The 16763-nt window shown below is 32.9% G+C and carries 16 protein-coding genes, 1 pseudogene and 1 other annotated feature; all 17 genes and pseudogenes read right to left on the bottom strand.

All coding sequences use genetic code 11. From position 1 onward, the window contains the following. Positions 1-77: 77 nt before the first annotated feature. Complete coding sequence (ileS, locus tag HALHA_RS04205) at positions 78-2870, bottom strand: isoleucine--tRNA ligase (RefSeq protein ID WP_015326548.1); 2793 nt, start codon at positions 2868-2870, stop codon at positions 78-80. A 71-nt stretch (positions 2871-2941) separates the two neighbouring features. After that, positions 2942-3157: a binding site (T-box leader), on the bottom strand. Between the two features lie 69 nt (positions 3158-3226). Next, positions 3227-3931, bottom strand: coding sequence for a 5'-methylthioadenosine/adenosylhomocysteine nucleosidase (locus HALHA_RS04200; protein WP_015326547.1), 705 nt, complete (start codon positions 3929-3931; stop codon positions 3227-3229). A 181-nt stretch (positions 3932-4112) separates the two neighbouring features. After that, complete coding sequence (locus HALHA_RS04195) at positions 4113-4358, bottom strand: TM1266 family iron-only hydrogenase system putative regulator (RefSeq protein ID WP_015326546.1); 246 nt, start codon at positions 4356-4358, stop codon at positions 4113-4115. A 3-nt stretch (positions 4359-4361) separates the two neighbouring features. Next, positions 4362-4862: a DivIVA domain-containing protein gene (locus HALHA_RS04190; RefSeq protein ID WP_015326545.1), complete on the bottom strand. Its 501-nt coding sequence runs from the start codon at positions 4860-4862 to the stop codon at positions 4362-4364. Between the two features lie 11 nt (positions 4863-4873). After that, positions 4874-5659 (bottom strand): photosystem II electron transport protein, Sll1252 family, encoded by a 786-nt coding sequence (locus tag HALHA_RS04185; RefSeq protein ID WP_015326544.1) that lies wholly within the window; start codon positions 5657-5659, stop codon positions 4874-4876. Positions 5660-5717: 58 nt separating this feature from the next. Continuing rightward, positions 5718-5990: a YggT family protein gene (locus HALHA_RS04180; RefSeq protein ID WP_015326543.1), complete on the bottom strand. Its 273-nt coding sequence runs from the start codon at positions 5988-5990 to the stop codon at positions 5718-5720. Positions 5991-5994: 4 nt separating this feature from the next. After that, entirely contained in the window at positions 5995-6804 is an 810-nt protein-coding gene (gene proC, locus HALHA_RS04175) for a pyrroline-5-carboxylate reductase (protein ID WP_015326542.1), read from the bottom strand. Positions 6805-6816: 12 nt separating this feature from the next. Then, positions 6817-7179, bottom strand: a complete 363-nt coding sequence (locus HALHA_RS04170; RefSeq protein WP_015326541.1) for a cell division protein SepF — start codon at positions 7177-7179, stop codon at positions 6817-6819. Beyond that, positions 7176-7874, bottom strand: coding sequence for a YggS family pyridoxal phosphate-dependent enzyme (locus HALHA_RS04165; RefSeq protein WP_015326540.1), 699 nt, complete (start codon positions 7872-7874; stop codon positions 7176-7178). Before HALHA_RS04165 ends, HALHA_RS04170 begins: the two co-directional genes overlap by 4 nt. Positions 7875-7926: 52 nt before the next feature. After that, a pseudogene (locus HALHA_RS04160) lies at positions 7927-8304 on the bottom strand (PhoH family protein); the annotation flags it as partial. A 96-nt stretch (positions 8305-8400) separates the two neighbouring features. Further along, complete coding sequence (gene ltrA / locus HALHA_RS04155; RefSeq protein ID WP_041607653.1) at positions 8401-10242, bottom strand: group II intron reverse transcriptase/maturase; 1842 nt, start codon at positions 10240-10242, stop codon at positions 8401-8403. 651 nt (positions 10243-10893) lie between these two features. Then, entirely contained in the window at positions 10894-11853 is a 960-nt protein-coding gene (locus HALHA_RS04150) for a PhoH family protein (protein WP_052326456.1), read from the bottom strand. Between the two features lie 19 nt (positions 11854-11872). Next, positions 11873-12796 (bottom strand): biotin/lipoyl attachment domain-containing protein, encoded by a 924-nt coding sequence (locus HALHA_RS04145; protein WP_015326539.1) that lies wholly within the window; start codon positions 12794-12796, stop codon positions 11873-11875. A 103-nt stretch (positions 12797-12899) separates the two neighbouring features. Then, positions 12900-13538 carry a phosphate signaling complex protein PhoU gene (gene phoU, locus HALHA_RS04140; protein WP_015326538.1) on the bottom strand — a complete coding sequence of 213 codons (639 nt, stop codon included), beginning with the start codon at positions 13536-13538 and terminating at the stop codon, positions 12900-12902. A gap of 132 nt (positions 13539-13670) precedes the next feature. Then, positions 13671-15152: a Na+/H+ antiporter NhaC family protein gene (locus HALHA_RS04135; protein WP_015326537.1), complete on the bottom strand. Its 1482-nt coding sequence runs from the start codon at positions 15150-15152 to the stop codon at positions 13671-13673. Between the two features lie 162 nt (positions 15153-15314). Continuing rightward, positions 15315-15962, bottom strand: a complete 648-nt coding sequence (gene phoU / locus HALHA_RS04130) for a phosphate signaling complex protein PhoU (protein ID WP_015326536.1) — start codon at positions 15960-15962, stop codon at positions 15315-15317. Between the two features lie 36 nt (positions 15963-15998). Next, complete coding sequence (pstB, locus tag HALHA_RS04125) at positions 15999-16757, bottom strand: phosphate ABC transporter ATP-binding protein PstB (RefSeq protein ID WP_015326535.1); 759 nt, start codon at positions 16755-16757, stop codon at positions 15999-16001. Positions 16758-16763 lie beyond the last annotated feature (6 nt).

The raw sequence follows: 16763 nt of genomic DNA, 5'->3' as shown, positions 1-16763 counted from the left end.
TCAAGTTAAGTTCAGGCTTAATATTGATAAAAAAGCAAATAGGCTTGCAATTTGAAATCAAATTGCAAGCCTTTAATTTATTGTAACTCTTTAACAACTTCTAAACATTCTGCACATATATCAGAATGCTCTTCATTCTGACCTACTGTTGGACTATAATTCCAACAACGATCACATTTTTCACCTGGTGCTTGAGTAACTGCTACTTTAATATCTGTATTTTGACCTGTATAAAGATTTTCCTCATTAGCTTCAGCATTTGGTGTAGCTAATGTAAGATCAGAAACTATTAATAATTCAGCTAAATTTCCAAAGTGATCTAATAACTGGTGCTGATCTTCAGTAGGATATAATTTAACTGCTGCATCTAATGAATGGCCTACTACTTTTTCTTCCCGGGCCAATTCGATTGCTTTAGAAATATCCTTTCTAATCTCTAAGAATTTACTCCACTTCTCAGCTAACTCATCATTTAAATATTCTTCATTAACTTCTGGCCAGTCAGTTAAGAAGATACTTTTAGCTTCCTTACCTTCAGGTAGGTTTTGCCAAATTTCTTCTGCTGTATGAACTAAAATTGGTGCTACAATCTTAGTTAGAGTAATTAAAATCTCATACATAGCAGTCTGACCAGATCGACGCACTCGATCATCTTTTGCTAGTGTATATAATCTATCCTTTAGTACATCCATATAGAAAGAGCTCATCTCTACAGTACAAAAGTTATGCACAGCATGATAAACTTTATGGAATTCATAAGATTCATAAGCATCCTCAGCAACTTTTAATAATTCTTGTAACTTCATTAGTGCCCACTGATCAATCTCAGTTAGTTCTTCACTAGCAACTGCATCTTCTTGCGGATTAAAATCAGATAAGTTACCTAAAATATAACGAGCAGTATTTCTGATTCTTCTGTACACTTCAGAATTTTCACTTAAGATTTTATCAGAAATTCTAACATCTTCTTTAAAGTTAGAAGAAGCAACCCATAACCTTAAGATATCTGCTCCATATTGATCAATTACTTCATGTGGGGAAACTACATTACCAACTGATTTAGACATCTTTTTACCATTTTTATCGACAGTAAATCCATTAGTTACAACTGCTTTATAAGGAGCTTCTCCCCTAGCAGCAATAGAAGTTAGTAAAGAAGAGTTAAACCAACCTCGATACTGATCAGTTCCTTCTAAATATAAATCAGCTGGTCGATCTAAGATATCATAATTCTCTAGTACAGAAGCATGGCTCGCCCCTGAATCAAACCAGACATCCATAATATCATATTCTTTAGTAAAGTCATTATGACCACAATCTCCACAACTAATTTCCTCTGGCAAGATTTCATCTACATCTTTTTGGTACCAACTACCAGACCCTTCATTAGCAAATAATTCTTTAACAGCTGCAATACTTTCTTCTGTAATTAATGGCTCACCACAATCATCACAATAAAAGATAGGAATTGGAACTCCCCAAACTCTCTGGCGTGAAATACACCAATCATTGCGATTTTCAATCATATTAGCTAGTCTTCCTTCTCCCCACTCAGGGTACCAATCTACTTCCTTAACAGCATCTAAAGCTTCATCTTTAATATCTTCTACAGAAGCAAACCACTGTTCAGTAGCTCTAAAGATAACTGGATTTTTACATCTCCAGCAATGTGGATAAGAGTGATCAATAAAGTTTAAATTCATTAATAAATCATCTTCTTTTAATAACTCAGTAACCTTAATATTGGCTTTATCATAATGCTTACCAACAAAATCTTCTCCAGCTTCCTCAGTAAAGACACCTTTATCATCCATTGGTGCATATACATCCAAATCATATTCTTGCCCAATTACATAGTCTTCATGACCATGTCCTGGAGCTGTATGAACACAACCAGAACCTTGCTCTAGCGTAACATGATCTCCTAAAATTAATGGTGACTCTCGGTCAAAAAATGGATGATTACAAATAACACCTTCTAACTCTTCACCTTTAAATTCGGCTGCAATTTTATAATCTTCAATATCACAAATTTCCATCATCTCAGCTACTAATTCTTTAGCAGCTACTAATCTTCCCGTCTCAGTTTCAGCTATTACATACTCAAAATCTGGATGAATAGAAATAGCTTGATTAGCTGGAATAGTCCACGGAGTAGTCGTCCAGATTACTACATAATCATCACTTGTTAACTCTTCTCCACCTAGTACTTTACCTTCTTTGACAGGGAATTTAACAAAGATAGATGGACCATTAATATCTTCATATTCAATCTCTGCTTCGGCTAAAGCAGTCTCACAATTTGTACACCAGTGTACAGGCTTTAAACCTCTAAATAATAATCCATCTAAAGCCATCTTACCGAAAACGTCAATTTGCTTAGCTTCATACTCTGGTTGAAGAGTAATATAAGGGTTATCCCAGTCACCCCAGACTCCTAGCCTTTTAAATTGCCCTTTTTGCCTCTCAACATAATTTAGAGCATAATCTTTACACTGGTCTCTTAATTCGGGAATAGATAGTTTTTCTCTCTCATCTTTATCTAATTCACTAGTTACTTTATGCTCAATTGGTAACCCGTGAGTATCCCACCCTGGAACATAAGGACTTTGATACCCTTGTAAATGATAGTATCTAGTTACAACATCCTTTAAGGTTTTATTTAAAGCATGTCCGATATGAATATCCCCATTAGCATATGGTGGACCGTCATGTAAAATAAACTGCTCTTTTCCTTCTCTTTGTTCTAGTGCTGCTTTGTAAATATTATTCTCTTGCCAAAACTTTTGAAATTTAGGTTCACGTTCAGATAAATTGGCCCGCATTGGAAATTCCGTATCAGGCAAATTTAAAGTGTCTTTATAACCCATTTTTTACACCCCTCTTTTTTAATTTAACAATTCCTATTTATTATAAACAAAAAAATAAAAAACCCCTCCCCAGAAGGGACGAGATTATAATCGCGGTACCACCCTAATTAGCATATAATAATATGCCACTCAATACAGGATAACGGTCTGTGGCCGATTCTTTCTACTTGAATTTCAAAAAAATAGCTAAGAGGTGATCTTCAATATTGCTTCTATTCCTAGGCTTCCACCATCCCTAGTTCGCTATAATTTTCACTATATTTACTCTCCTCTATTTTCGCCTATAAACTATATTCATTTTGAACTCATTATATTATAATTACATCTAATCGTCAACTGTTATTTAAGATTAAACATTATAGCCTATCTAACATCCTAGTAACTATCTGGTAAGAATGGCTAGCAGCTACCTTAACAAATTCATCAAAGGAAATATCAGCCTCTTCATCTGCACTATCAGATATAGACCTAATAATCACAAATGGAGTATCATTTAAATAAGCTACTTGTCCTACTGCTGCTCCCTCCATTTCAGTACAGAAACCACCAAATGTTTCTTTAAGCTCCTTTACTTTATTCTTATTAGCAATAAACTGGTCACCAGATAAAATTCGTCCTGTTACCACTTGAATATCCTCTTGTTTAGTTACTTCTTCTCCTATATCTTCTGCTAAAGAAATTAAATTTTTATCAGCTGCAAAAGAAACTTTATCTAGCTCTGGTATCTCCCCCACCTCTCGATGACCAAAAGCAGATGCATCCATATCATGTTGTACTAGATCAGTAGATATTACTATATCCTTAACCTCTAAAGTCGTATCAATAGCCCCTGCTACTCCAGTGAAAATAATCTGGTCTACATTTAATTGATCAATTAAAATTTGAGTACAGATTGCAGCATTTACTTTTCCAATCCCACTTCTAACTAATACAACCTCTTTATCATGCAAAATTCCTTGATAGAAATCCATCCCTGCTTTATGCAATGTATTTTGTAGCTCTAAATCATCTCTTAATAATTCTATCTCTATTTCCATTGCTCCAATAATTCCTAACTTCATCTATCTTCCCTCACTTTAAATTAGTTTATAACTCCGACTTAAGAATGATACTTAATTGATATAAAGAGCAATTGACAATGGACAATGAACAATTTACAATTAAACTTCAAAATCGTATAAACCCTTGGTTTATAAAGGTTTTAAGGGGTTCTAATTGTCAATTGTCAATTGTTAATTGCTTTTAAGTCGCAATCATTGTCTTAACCTTAACTCCTTTTATATTTCCTAACTTTCCTGCTAATGCCCCTAGTTGATCGTTAGTTCCATCCACAATTAAAGAAATAATATTTAAATCTTTACCTTGATAAGGAATCCCCATCCGGCCTACAATTATATCTCCATACTGACTTAAAATATCATTTACTTTTTTGGCAGCTACTTCTCGATTATTAATAATTACTCCTACCACTGCTATTCTTTGGCCCATTTATTATTCCCCCTTCATTTTATCCTTAATAATCTCTAATTCAACTTCTTCATCATCCAATAATTCCAAATAAGAATTTAATAGGGTTTTAAACTTAATCTTAAATAACTTTTTAGATTGAATTAGTTCTTTATACTGTTGATATTCCTCTTGTGCCTTATCTTGAGCATCTTTAATAATTTTATCCGCTTTAATTTCTGCCTCTTCAATAATTAATTCTGCCTTTCTTTCTGCTTCTTCTTTTTTACTGCTTGCTGTTTTCTTAGCTGTATTTATTGTTTCTTGAACTGATTCTTGTAAAGCAATCTGTTCTTGTTTACATCTATCTACCTCTTTTTCTAATTCTTTTACTCTTTTCTCTAATCTTGTATTCTCTTCTAATACTTCTTCATAATAAGTTGCTACCAAATCTAAAAATTCAATAACCTCTTGATCATCATAAGACCATAACCCAAATGTTTTATTAAATTCTTTATTATAAATATCTTCTGGATTTAATGACATTTTTGCTCCTCCTATAGATAACGTTTTAATCTTAATTTAATCCTACCTCGGCGTGATTTACCTAAGATCTCATCTATTTCTACTCTCCCTCTCCCTCTTATAGACAGAATATCATCTGTATCAACCATATAAGAGGTATCATCAACTATCTTCCAATTCACCTTCACACTACCTTTTTCTATCTGTTTACTCATTTTACTGCGTGAAGTAGAGAAACCAGAACTAGCTACAGAATCTAGCCGCAATGAAGCAACAGTATCTCTGATTTCTTTAGTTCTTTGTGGTTCAATTCTCAATTCTGTAGTAGAAATTTCTTCTACTTGTACACCTATTTGGTGCACTTGTTCTAGATTTAACATTATAAAATCTTTTATCTGCTCGGCTATTATAGCTTGACACCCTTTTTTATAAAGGACTAAATCACCTACTTTCTTTCTTTTAATCCCGGTTCCTAAAATAGCTCCTAAAAAATCACGATGACTAACTTGTTGAAACTTGAATTGGCCCGTAATATTTAATACAGTTAAAGGTGGATCAATCATATCAGGTATGTAATAGTCAGGAACTAAAGCCAGCATCTTTCTCTCGGCTTTATTATAACCTCCGTACTCTAAATACTTTAAATCTCTAATCTGGGCCAAAACCGGCTTAGCTATATATAATTGACGTGGATTTAAAAAATCTGTGAAAGTAGGTTTATGATCTATAAGTGCTAATTCAGCTTTATCTAATATCTTATCTACATTACTAGCTTCTTTACTATCTAAATGACTTAATAGTTTCTCTTTATTAAACATTAAATCCCTCCGTTATATAACTTGCATCAGCTATTTATTTTACTTTTTTAATACTTCTTTAAGCTAAATATAATAATAACTGAATTAATCCATCTCTAATAATATCAAGGGCCAAATAAGCAATCAATGGTGATAGATCAATTCCTGGTAAAGGAATCATTTGTCTAATAGGTGCTAAAACTGGTTCCGTTGCTTGGTAGATAAAACGCATAAACTTACGCATAAATTGATGGTCAGTTGGTGGTTGAACCCATGAAGCTATTATTCGAGCTAATAAAATAAAACTATAAGCTTTATAAGCTAGATTAACTAAATTGATTAATACAAACATTTTCTCACTCTCCCCTCAATTCTTTTGACTTAGCTGTTGCTGATTCTACTGCTTGGTATAAACTAGAGCGTAAACCTGTTTTCTCTAATTCTTTTAATCCAGTAATAGTTGTCCCTCCAGGAGATGTTACTAAATCCTTTAATTGCGCAGGATGTTTTTCTAACTCTTGTACCATTTCTCCAGCGCCTAACAACGTCTGAATAGCCAATTTAGAAGCAACTTTTCTAGGTAAGCCTACATTAACACCTGCATCTGATAAGGCTTCTACAATCATATAAATATATGCCGGACCACTACCACTTAATCCTGTTACTGCATCCATTAAATCCTCTTTTACTTCTACTATCAAACCTACAGAACTAAAGATCTCTTTTACCACTCTACTTGCATCTTCAGTAGCTGCTTGACCTAAAGTATAAGCCGTAGCTCCACTACCAATTAAAGCAGGCGTATTAGGCATTAATCTCACTACTGGTACATCAGTAGATAAGTGCTTCTCTAATTGTTTAGTAGTTACTCCTGCTGCAATAGAAAATAGCTTTTGGTAAGGCCTAATCTGTTGTCCTACCCTACCTAATATTTTCTTAACTACTCTTGGCTTAACAGCTAGTACAATATAATCTACTTGCTTAACTAATTCTTGGTTATTGTTAGCTATCTGTACTTGATACTTATTATGTAAACTTTCTACTCTCTCTTGGTTAATATCACTAATATAGACTCTATCTGCTGAAAACAATTCAGCCTCTAAGATTCCTGTTATCAATGCCTCAGCCATTGATCCCGCTCCAATAAATCCTATTTTTTCTACCATAAAAACACCCCTTTAGTCATCATAAGTTATTTGGACTGTAGAAGGAACAAATAAAAATACATCCTTTCCTATCTTTTCTGAACTACCATCTAAAGCATAAACAGCCCCACTAATAAAATCAATAATCTTAACTGCATCCTTAGGCTCAACTTTATATAGTCTAATTATAACTGAATTATTATCCTTTAATTTATCAACTATTTTTTGCACTTCAGCAAATGAGTTAGGTTCTATAATTGTTACATTTTCATTTTCTAAGCTAGTCTTAGTTTCAATCACCTGAGACTCATTCTCTTCTACTGTCGATAGTTGGGGATTAGAAAAGCCAAAGACTTTACCAGCACTAGCTACTACCTCATCTATTAAATCCATCATTTATAATCTCGAGCTCCAAAGATTCCTCTACCAATTCGTACAATTGTAGCCCCTTCCTCAATTGCTATTTCAAAGTCATTTGTCATCCCCATTGATAATTCTTTCATCTTAATTCCTGAAATTTGCCTAGCTTTAATCTCTGTAAATAATTCCCTTAACTCTCGAAAATAAGGGCGTACTTCTTCAGGGTCATCTACGTAGGGCACAAGAGTCATTAACCCCTTTACTTGCAAATAATCTAAAGTCGCTACTTTAGTTAAAAAATCATTTATTTTCTCTGGAGCAAGTCCATATTTATTTTTATCTTTAGCAATATTAACTTGGATTAATACATTCATTTGACGGTCAGCTTTTTGAGCTCGATCTTCTATCTTTTTAGCTAGCCTTAAACTATCTACAGAATGAATTAATTTGCAGTTTTTCATCCGGGCCAAGTACTTAACCTTATTGCGTTGTAAATGTCCAATCATATGCCAATCCAAATGGGGCATTGTTTCATATTTATCTCTTAGTTCTTGCACTCTACTCTCTCCAAAACTTATTATTCCTGCCTGGCTTACTTGTTTTATTTTATCTAAACTATGAGTTTTAGATACAGCTACTACTTTAATATCTTCTGGATTACGTCCAGCTTTTAGAGCAGCCTCTTTAACTCTCTCTTTAATCCTTTTTAGACGTTTTTTTACTTGCTGCATATTACCCCCTCCTCCCTATATTATAAAAGTAGGGGCCAAATAATTCAAACCCCTACAAAGAAATAGCAGCTATTTCAGCTAACTTTGATCTTTCCCCTTTTGATAAAGTAATATGTCCTACTATCTCTTCATCTTTCATTCTCTCTACTACATAAGTTAAACCATTACTATTAGTATCTAAATAAGGATGATCAATTTGATAAGGATCTCCTGTTAAAATGATCTTAGTATCATTACCAACTCGCGTAATAATCGTCTTTATTTCATGAGGAGTTAAGTTTTGAGCTTCATCAACAATTATAAATTGATTAGGAATACTCCTGCCTCTAATATATGTTAATGCTTCTAATTCTATTAGATTCATTTCCTCTAAATCAGCTATCACATCAGAAGGATCTCTTTTATCTCCACGAACTAAATACTCCATATTATAACGATAGGTAAGCTTTTGATGTTATCTCCAGCCTTTCCCCCGTTCCACACCACACATGAAATTTTCATTATCATGTGGCGTTCCATCAAAGTCTTAAGCTACTTCGATACAATCATTTCCTACCTTAGAACGAAATTTATTGAGCTTACTTAGGGTATCATCGTCTAGCCAACTCTCAAGCATTTCTAGGTATTTACAAATTGTTTCCTTATTTTTCGCATGAATTAATTTATGAACATTTCGTGTTACTAGAATCAAATTTCTATAGTTATCTCCACCACCATCATCTCTAGCTTTCTTATGATGGCATTCTATATTTCCAATATTTAATGGTTTTCCTGTTATATAACAACAACCATTTTGCCCTGAATATCTGGCTATACGATTATCATTATATTCTACAGTTTCACCTTTGATAGGGTTTTTAACTAAATAATTTAAAATGTGCGGACTTGCATATTTTAAATTATTATGAATTTTCTCCCTACCCTTTTTAGTGTAATCACATATATCTTGTTGAAAACTGTTCGGTGGTTTTGTGATTACACCTCTAATTGGAAATATTTTAATTCCTGCTATATAATAAGGCTTAAAGTTGTAATGTCCATAGAATTTCTTGTATGTCCTAGAGATGTGTCCCTTTTCACTTAAATTTGTTCTAAGTCGATTCTTTAATGTTCTTGCGACTTGAAAGGCGATGTCTCCAAAATCTAAACTAACATGTGTTGCCATCGAGTAATAGTTGTGCATTCCTAATATCATAGCATTTAATTTTGAGGCTTCTTTAGCTGTTGTATCCTTTTCAATAGATTTAACTTGTTGTTTCAACTTTTTAGTTAATCTATCCTTTGTATGCTGTGTTAAATTAGACTTGCAAACATATCTATTACCCTTTTTAATGGCTTTAAATTTAATCCCAAGAAACTTTGAATAATTAGTTTTGAGATTAGTAATCTTAGTCTTTTTGTCACTAACTTCAAGATTTAATCTTTCATCTAACCATTCTATTATTGCTACTTTCATTTTGCTAGATGTTTCATAGTCCCGACAAAATATCTTAAAGTCGTCAGCATATCTTACTATATAACATTCTTTAAGATTTGTCTTCTTTAATGCTCTATTTTTATGGCATTGTCGTTTATAATTAAAGTCTGTATCAAAGGTTTCCCATTGGTTAGAGACCCACCAGTCTAGTTCATTTAACACTATATTAGCTAAAAGAGGAGAAATTATTCCACCTTGAGGTGTTCCCTTTTCAGGTATTTCTTCACCCTCTATTTCAGCTCTTAGTAAAGCACTAATAATTGATATAAATTTTTTATCATGGATTCCCATAGACCAAATTTGTTTCAATAATTTACCATGGTCAACATTATCGAAGAATCCTTTAATATCAACATCTACTGTATAGTGTAATTTAACTTGGTTGACTAAGAACATACTTCTAGCTATTGCGTGTTTGGTAGAACGATTAGGTCTAAAACCATAACTGTGATTATGAAATTTTGCCTCACAAATAGGTTCTAAAACCTGTTTGATACATTGTTGTACTAGTCTATCCTCCATTGTCGGGATACCTAATGGTCTTTTCCTTCCATCAGGTTTTGGAATATACACCCTTCTTACTGGTTGTGGTACATAATATTCCAATCTATTTCTAACATATTTCACTAACTCATTCGTTTTCCAGCTAGCTATATTATTAATTGTTGTGTTATTTACTCCACTAGTAGTACTTCCTTTATTGTTCTTAATTGTTCGATATGCTAGTAATATATTTTCACGCTTTGTAATTAGCTCTATTAAATTCTTGAAGTTATGACCTTTATTACTTCTTCTATATAGTTCATCAAACATCTCTTGGGTTCCATAGTATTCATTATATCTTAACTTTGCTTTCTTACTCTCAATTCTACTTCCTTCCAAGGTATCCATAAGTCGGTTATTTTCTCCTCCCTTACAGGAAAAGATTTCGCCTTTCTTAGTCTCACAAGAACCTTATGACAAAATGATATATCTAGTAGTTAAGACTTTTGACTATTGGCTATTTAATGCCAACACTATCACCAACATTAAGATATGTTATGAGTTACATATCACTACTTCACAGGTATTAAGACCTCAATATTGTTGGTTTCCCCAGTTCCAAGAGACCTTATCCTTTACATACACCTTTAGATACTTCCTATAAGCCTGTATAGAATAAAATACACCCTTTAAGTGTATTAGGATTTTTCATATACGATATCCTTACTCATCCCTCTATACCCCAGACTTAGCTGATATAACCATTTCTAGTTATTCCCATTTTAGACCCGTACATTCGGAAGTTCGTCAGGTTCTAACGAACCATTCTTATCTTAGGTGTTTTGTGGACATCCGAGGTATCAGTTATACCACCCGACTAAGGTAGCTTTCGTATAATTACGATAACCTTCCCCCGACTTCACCGAGCTTATCACATCATAGTACTTAATTACTATGGTGCAATTCGGAGTATTAATGCCAACCCTTCAGGGCGTTACCCCATCATTTGATTGGTTTGGTCTCTTAGTTCTAACATTATCAAAAGTTAGGTAACTCTTTTCAAGCTACAACTGGTCGCACATCAAAAATGGGTTCCATCCATGGTCTTAGTTTTTCCCTTTCACTACCTGGTAAATAGCCTAGATCTTTACCCATTGGTACAATAGGTCGAGCAACTATTAACTTTTCATAATCCTTTGCCTCAACTACCTTTTGTAACCCAGCAGCTAGAGCCAATAAAGTTTTTCCAGTTCCTGCTTTTCCCACTAAAGTAACTAATTTAATTTGATCATTTAGCAATAACTCCAAAGCACATCTTTGCTCTCTATTACGAGGATGAATGCCCCATACATCATTAGTATTAAAGATAAAGGGCCTAATTATGCCCTGTTTACTATCATAAAATGATAAAGCAGATTGAGAATTGTCTAACTGGGCTGCTAAATTAATAAATTGATTAGGAAATAATTTATCTGTTTTTAAATCATTAACTTTTAATTCTTTTTCAGTGAAGAATTGATCTATCTTTTCAGAAGGAAGTTTTATATCTTTCATTCCTGAATAAAGCTCATCAATATCTACCACATCTGTTTCATAATCTTGAGCTGTTATGCCCCATACATTAGCTTTAATTCTCAAATTAACATCTTTAGAGATCAAGACTACTGGTAGATCAGTTTCTTTACTAATACTTAAAGAATGGGCTAAAATAATATTATCAACTTTATTGATATCTAACTCCGGTGGCAATTCTGAACTTAAATGATGAGATAAATTTGTTTTTAATATTCCTCCACTTTTAAGATTAACTCCTTGAGATAAATCCCCTTTAGTTCTTAATTCATCTAAATACCTAGAAAAGATTCGAGCATTTTGGCCTACCGAATCCTGTCTTTTCTTTTGGTCATCTATTTCTTCAATGACAGCCATTGGAATCATAACTTGATTATCCTCAAAAGAAAATATTGCTCTAGGATCATGTAAAACTACATTAGTATCTAAAATATAAATCTTCTCCATACAACCACCATCCTCCCATTTAATTTAATAAGACTTTATCTCCTGGAAGTACTCCCTTAACTACCACTTTATTATCTATCCTTGCTTTTACTTCTACCTCTTGAAAATAATTTTTAACGTAACCTTGTACCTGAACTCCTAATTGTTGATTTTTATTTCTAATCAAAGCTGATTTAGGAAGTACAAGCCCATAATACTTCTCCTTAATTACTGTAACTTCTGCTCTACGTAACTTTACAAACAGAGGAATAAATTTATCTAGTTTAATAATCATTACATTTTGAGGTTTATCAGGTAAGATCATATCTATTTCCCCTTGAAAGTTTCTAACTTCAAAATTATTAAATTCTATCTCTACCTTATCACCTGTTTCATAACTAATAAGTTTATTTTGCGGTAATAATACAGCTAAATAAATTTTAAAATTATCAATGATTTTAAATAATGGACGTCCTATATTCACTATATCATTTTCTGCTACTTTACTAATAGAGCTTCTTAATTCTTTAAAAGATTTGTAAGTTAATTCATCTCGACTTTTTATAGTCAAAGTAGTTTCTAATCCATCAATTTTATAACTTACAATACCTGCTTTATAATTATAAAGTTCATCCTTTTGTTGACCATTATAAATAGTCAATATCTTGTTACCTGCACTTAGTCTCGTACCCTCTGGTACATTAAGTTCTAACCTTCCAGATTGAGAAGCAAATGTAACTTCTTCATCTTTAATTAACAACCCGTTAGTCTTAAATTCTTTTCTTAACATTTGGTACCTTGCTGTCACCACTTTAGAAGAGTGATAACCTAGTAGATTTATTGCTACTAAAGAAGTTAAACTAGCACAAATTAAAAAGAATATACTCCATACAACAATTCCACGTTTCCTTTTATGATTAACTTTTTCTTGTTTAGGATAACTTATCTGTCCAAAATCTCTCATAATCTACCCTGCCTTTAGTTTATATAATTATTTTATTAGTAATTAATGATATTCTTCTTAAAGGCTATAATACCTCCTAATAATTTGATTAAATTACAACTTATTAATATTCTTCCCTGACTCCTTTTAACATATAAATGGTTTCTTCACAAATATTTGTAGCATAGTCTGCAATACGTTCTAAATAGCGAATAATAAATAATAAGTGATTCTTAGTTGTTAATGACTGAGGATTTTTATTCATCTGTTTTAATAATTTTTCAGTTAGTTCTTGCTCTAATTTATCAATTTCTTTATCCCATCGTGCTATCTTTCGAGCTAACCTAATATTATCTCCAACAAAAGCAGTTAAAGTTTGATAAACCATTTTATATACCATTTCTGCTAACTGTAATAAATCATTTGGTAATCTTGTTGGATTTAATTCTAAAGTTATCTGGGCAATATTTTGAGCCAAATCACCAATCCGCTCTAAGTTACTACTTATCTTAGAGATAGAAACTATTCTCCTTAAGTCTTTAGCTACAGGTTGCTGGAGAGCAATCAACTGAGTACACTCTTCTTCAATGTTTAATTGAAAATCATCTATTTTACTATCATTATTTATTACTTGTTGTGCCAGGTCATTCTTATTGTACCGCAAAGAATTAATAGCATAATAAATAGCTTCTTCAACCATAATTCCTAACTTAACTAAATTATCATTTAGCTCTTTTAACTCTTGCTGAAAACTATGCCGCACTTGTAACCTCCTTTCTATCAGAAATAAATCTCTGATTACCTAAATTTTATTAAGAAAGAAGGTAAAATATGTCTAATATGTTAAAGAACACAAAATAAAAAGGCTCCGGCTAATAGCCAGAGCCTTTCTTATCTATGAAGAAGTAACTTCATTTTCTAATCCTAATTCTACTCCTTGTGGTAACTCTTTTACTGGTTCGCCATCTGCTCCAATGTATCTTCTACCAAGACCAGTAATTGATGCTATAAACATAATAGCAACTAAGAACCAACCATGAAATACATAAGGCCAAATCTGAGTTGTATCAATTAACTTTATAAATTCATATTGTCCAGCCATATTCTCTAAAGTACTATAGCCTAATAATACTGCTGCACTCCATGGGAAAATATAACCTAAAGCTGATGAAGTTGCATCTAATAAATTAGCTCTACGATAAGGATGAATATGAAAATCCTCTCCTACCTCTTTTACAAAAGGTGCAGCAGCAATCTCAGCTGCTGTATTAATTGTGATAAATACATTCAAACCAGCAATTAAAGACCACATAGATAGTTCAGCCCGAGAAGCACTATCTTTAACTTTGTTTGCTAACCATTTTTTCATACCTTGCATTGTACCACCAATCTCCATAATATAGCCAGCTGCTACAATTAATAAGATTAAAATAGCCATTGGGACATATCCCACTACTCCAGATACTATAGCACCTTCAACAACACCTGCTTGGCTATTAACATATAACAAGTCTTGCATCTTAATTAATCCACTGCCTAATCCTAATACAGAAGCAGTAATAATTCCCCAGGTTAAAGAAACAATTAAATGATTTCCACTCATAGCTAAATAAATTACTAATGCAAATGGAATTAAGAATAATAAACCACTAGGATTGGCTGAATTAGCCATATATTCAGCAGCTTTAGCCGCACTAACTCCTGTATCACCACTAGCACCACCAAAAACATATAATAAAATTAATGATGGAATTGCAGCAGAAATAGAATACTTAAATCGAGACCTCACTACTCCTGGTACATCTGTTTCTTGTGTTACAGCAGAAACAATTGTCGTATCAGATACTGGGGCCAAGTTATCTCCAAAAGCAGCTCCACTTAAGATAGCTGCAAATAAAACAATTGGATGGGCCCCCATAATCAATCCAGCTGGATACATTAATGTTGTAAATGCTACTACAGTACCATAACCGGTTCCTACTGCAGTAGAAAATAAAGCAGCTAATAAGAAAGTAACAACTACAAATAATGCACCTTCTACACCAGTAGCACTTGCCACCCAAACTAATCCTTTAACTAATCCACCTTCTTGCAAAATTTGAGCGAAAGTCCCAGCAAAAAACCAAGCTATAATAGCTACTACTCCAACCTCTTGAGACATACCAGTAAAAATTGCTTCACAATAATCATCCCACTTATCTTTAACTAAAAACATACCTAAAGCCAATCCTATTAAAGCTCCTACAATTAATCCATTAGTATCAGCAGCCCCTTGAACAGATATAAAAATAGCCCAAAACACAAAAAATAACATCGGTACTGCTCCACCTAAACTACCTAGTCTAAAATTTAATTTTTCAACTTTTTCCTTCGACATTTTTTCTCCTCCTTGATTTATGTTCGAATAAAACAAACATATGTCTTATATAATTATACTTGATGAAACACATGTTTGCAATCATAAAATATATTTTTTGAATTTTTAGAAAAATCAAAAAAAACAAAAAGAGCCTAGCCTATGCTAAGCCCTAAGATTCTTCTAGTAATGTACTCTTTCTCCAGTAACTATATAAATTACTTCCTCAGCAATATTCTTAGCATTATCTCCAATGCGTTCTAAATGCTTACTGACAAACATTAATTTATTCCCTTGTTTAATTGCCTGAGGTTTCTCCATCATATAAGTTAATAACTCTCTTAAAATTTGATCATCTAATTCATTTACTTCCTTATCTCTTTTTCCTACCTTTTCAGCCAATTCTACATTAGAATTAACAAAAGCATCTAAACCATTTCTTAACATCTGCTGAACTATCTCAGCCATCCTTGGTAAATCAACTAATGGTTTAATTAATTCTTTACCAGCTAATTCTTGAGCAATTTCAGCAATATTTTGGGCCAAGTCGCCAATTCTCTCTAAACCAGTTGCCATTTTAGAAATCATATTAATTCGTCGTAAGTCTTTAGCTACAGGCTGCTGTAAAGCAATCATCTTAATACATTTTTGTTCAATTTCAGCCTCATAGTCATCTAACTCATCATCATTTTCAACTACTTCTGTAGCTAATTCAATATCTTGTTCCTTTAAAGCTGTGATAGCTTGATGGATTCTTTCTTCTACCATACTCCCCATCTTTAACAAATCTTGATTTAACTGCTCTAGCTTTTCTTCAAAATTCTGTCTCATTAATCTATGCCTCCTCTGTACGCAAGTTTTATTATTTTATCCAAATCTACCCGTAATATAATCTTCTGTCTTTTGGTTCTCAGGATTTTCAAAGATCTTTTCTGTGGGCCCATGCTCAATTAGCTCTCCCATAAAGAAAAAAGCTGTGTAATCAGAAATACGAGCTGCTTGTTGCATACTATGAGTTACCATTACGATTGTATAATCTTGCTTTAACTCATCAACTAAATCTTCTATTTTTCCTGTTGCAATTGGATCTAAAGCTGAAGTGGGCTCATCCATTAATAAAACATCTGGATTAATTGCTAATGCTCTAGCAATACATAATCGTTGCTTTTGTCCACCAGAGATCCCAAAAGCTGATGCATCTAATTTATCCTTCACTTCATCCCATAAAGCAGCAGATTTTAAACTCTCTTCTACAATTTGATCTAATTTATTTTTATCTTTAATCCCATGAATTCTAGGACCATAAGCTACATTTTCATAAATAGACTTTGGAAACGGATTAGGATGTTGAAATACCATTCCTACTCTTTTACGTAAATCAACAACATCAACACTAGGATGATAAATATCTTGTCCGTCTACTTTAACCTCACCATCTGTTATGGCAATTTCAATTAAATCATTCATCCGATTAATCGTACGAATAAAAGTTGATTTACCACATCCACTTGGCCCGATTAAAGCTGTAACTTTATTTTCAGGAACCTCAAGTGATATATCCTGCAATGCTTGAAAATCTCCATAGTAAAAGTCTAAATTATTAATTTCAATCTTATTTTTAGACATCTAGAT

The organism is Halobacteroides halobius DSM 5150 (genome assembly GCF_000328625.1).
Taxonomy (GTDB): domain Bacteria; phylum Bacillota; class Halanaerobiia; order Halobacteroidales; family Halobacteroidaceae; genus Halobacteroides; species Halobacteroides halobius.
The sequence above is the reverse complement of the archived record's forward strand: the minus strand, read 5'-3'. Positions and strand labels throughout refer to the sequence as shown.